This is a genomic window from Sphingomonas sp. (assembly GCF_031380695.1).
GTDB lineage: Bacteria > Pseudomonadota > Alphaproteobacteria > Sphingomonadales > Sphingomonadaceae > Sphingomicrobium.
The window spans coordinates 1-2,266 of record NZ_JANMWY010000335.1; the positions used below are offsets into that span (position 1 = coordinate 1).

Consider the following 2,266-nt stretch of genomic DNA (forward strand, 5'->3'; position numbering starts at 1 on the left):
CCGATGAGGCGATCCTGCTCGACCAGGATCACTCGCTCGCCCGACCGCGCGGCAGTCAAAGCGGCGGCGATCCCGGCTGGACCCGCGCCGACGACGAGGAGGTCGCAGAAGGCGGCGCGATGCTCGTAATGATCGGGATCGGCCTCGGTCGGAGCCTGGCCAAGGCCGGCGGCGCGACGGATGAACTTCTCGTAGAACATCCACCGCTTGGGCGATCCGAAGAAGGTCTTGTAGTAGAAGCCTGCCGCAAGGAACGGAGCGAGCAGGCCGTTGACCGCGCCGAGGTCGAAGGCAAGGCTCGGCCAGCAATTCTGGCTCCGCGCGACGAGGCCGTCGTAGACGAAAATGTCGGTCGCGCGCGTATTCGCCTCCATGCGGCCGCCGAGCCCGACCGTGACCAGCGCATTGGGTTCCTCAACGCCCGCCGCCATGATCCCGCGCGGGCGGTGATATTTGAAGCTCCGCGCGACCCGCCCGACGCCGTGGGCGAGCAGGGCGGCGGCGAGCGTGTCGCCGGGGCGGGCGCTATATTCGGCCCCGTCGAAGGTGAAGCGCAGGCTCGCGCCCGCGTGGCCGCCGATCCGCGTCGGGCCGCTCACAGGTGTACTGCCGGATCGAATGTCGCGACCGCCTCAATTGCATGGGTCGTGCGATGGCGCCGAAGGACGAGCCATTGGCGGCATCCGAACGAATGACGCCACAGTTCGTCGTCGAGACCGCGAGGGTTCGTGCGTTCGTAAAGTCGGCGCATTGCCTCGTCGGGCGCCATGTCGATCGTGACGATCGAATCGAGCGTGCGCTCATAGGTGAATTCGGTTTGCGCACGGGAACCGCAGTGGGGGCAGTCGACGAGCATCATCTAGCGCAGCTGCGGCATCGCACCGACCCCTGCTTCGTCGATCGTCGCCCCGCGCGCGAACCGGCCGAAATCGAACGGCGCGGCGAGGGGATGCGACGTGCCCGTGCCGAGCAGTTCGGCAAAGGCGAAGCCCGACCCGGGGGTCGCCTTGAACCCGCCGTAACACCAGCCACCATTGAGGAAGAGGCCATCGACCGGCAACGCCGAGATGATCGGCGAGCCGTCGAAGCTCATGTCGGTCGTCCCTGCCCAGCAACGCACCATGCGCAGCCGTGCCAGCGCGGGGATCAGCGCGATCGCTTCGGCGGCGGCGCGCTCGATCGGTAGCGGGAAGCCGCGCTGGGCATAGCTGGGGAAGCGATCGGGATCGCCGCCCAGGACGATGCCGCCCTTGTCCGACTGGCTGATATAACAGTGGAGCGACTGCGACATGACGACCGTGTCGATCATCGGTTTGACCGCTTCGGTAACAAACGCCTGGAGAGTCTGTGCTTCGATCGGCAGCTTGATGCCGGCCATCGCTGCGAGCGGTCCGCTATTCCCCGCGACGCAGATTCCGACGCGGCCCGCGCCGATCGCTCCGCGCGAGGTTTGGACCCCGGTGATGCGACCGCCGGTGATGGCCAGCCCGGTGACCTCGCTATTCTGGATGATGTCGACGCCCATCGCATCGGCGGCGCGGGCGTAGCCCCAGGCGACCGCGTCGTGACGAGCGGTTCCGCCGCGCCGCTGGATCATCCCGCCCTCGATCGGAAAGCGCGCGCTGCGCGACATATCAAGATTGGGCACGAACTTAGCGATCTCGGCGCGCGTCATCAGTTCGGCGTCGATCCCGGCGCAGCGAAGCGCATCGCCACGCTGGGCGAGCCGGGTCATGTCGGCGTCGCTATGACCCAGGACCAGGGCGCCGCGCGGGCTGAACATGACGTTGTAGTTCAGCTCGTCACTCATCGTTTCCCACAGCTTGAGACTGAACTCGAACAAGTTGTGGAGTTCGGGCTGACGATAATTGGAGCGGACGATGGTCGTGTTGCGGCCGGTATTGCCGCCGCCGATCCAGCCCTTTTCGAGCACCGCGACCCTGCGAATGCCGTGGACCTTGGCGAGATAATAAGCGGTTGCCAGGCCATGGCCTCCGCCACCGATGACAATCACGTCATAGTGGGATTTGGGTTCCGGATCGCGCCAGGCGCGTGGCCAATGGCGCTGCCCGGTCAGTCCGGCACGCAGCAGCGCAAGCGCCGAATAGCCCTTCACGCCGCCCAACCGCGCGCTTCGCGCCAATCGGGCTCCAGGGTGGCAAAGCGCGCGAGGCCGAGCTTGGCGATGTCCGTGAACGAGCAGCTACCGTCGACGACGAGGTCACGGATGGCGTGACCACTCGCCGGCGACAGGCCGAACCCGACG

3 protein-coding genes are annotated in these 2,266 nt (G+C 66.8%); all 3 read right to left on the reverse strand.

Features of this window, described 5'->3' with window-relative positions; all coding sequences use genetic code 11:
* Positions 1 to 599: 2Fe-2S iron-sulfur cluster-binding protein (locus RMN84_RS12050; protein WP_309612409.1), on the reverse strand; the 599-nt coding region annotated here is incomplete at its 3' end.
* Positions 596 to 859 (reverse strand): sarcosine oxidase subunit delta, encoded by a 264-nt coding sequence (locus tag RMN84_RS12055; RefSeq protein ID WP_309612410.1) that lies wholly within the window; start codon positions 857 to 859, stop codon positions 596 to 598. The genes RMN84_RS12055 and RMN84_RS12050, both read right to left, overlap by 4 nt.
* Positions 860 to 2,116 carry a sarcosine oxidase subunit beta family protein gene (locus RMN84_RS12060; RefSeq protein WP_309612411.1) on the reverse strand — a complete coding sequence of 419 codons (1,257 nt, stop codon included), beginning with the start codon at positions 2,114 to 2,116 and terminating at the stop codon, positions 860 to 862.
* Positions 2,117 to 2,266: the final 150 nt, after the last annotated feature.

Bases quoted from the DNA above. Each gene is read 5' to 3' on its own strand.
- RMN84_RS12055 (WP_309612410.1), bottom strand. From the start codon at position 859: ATGATGCTCGTCGACTGCCCCCACTGCGGTTCCCGTGCGCAAACCGAA.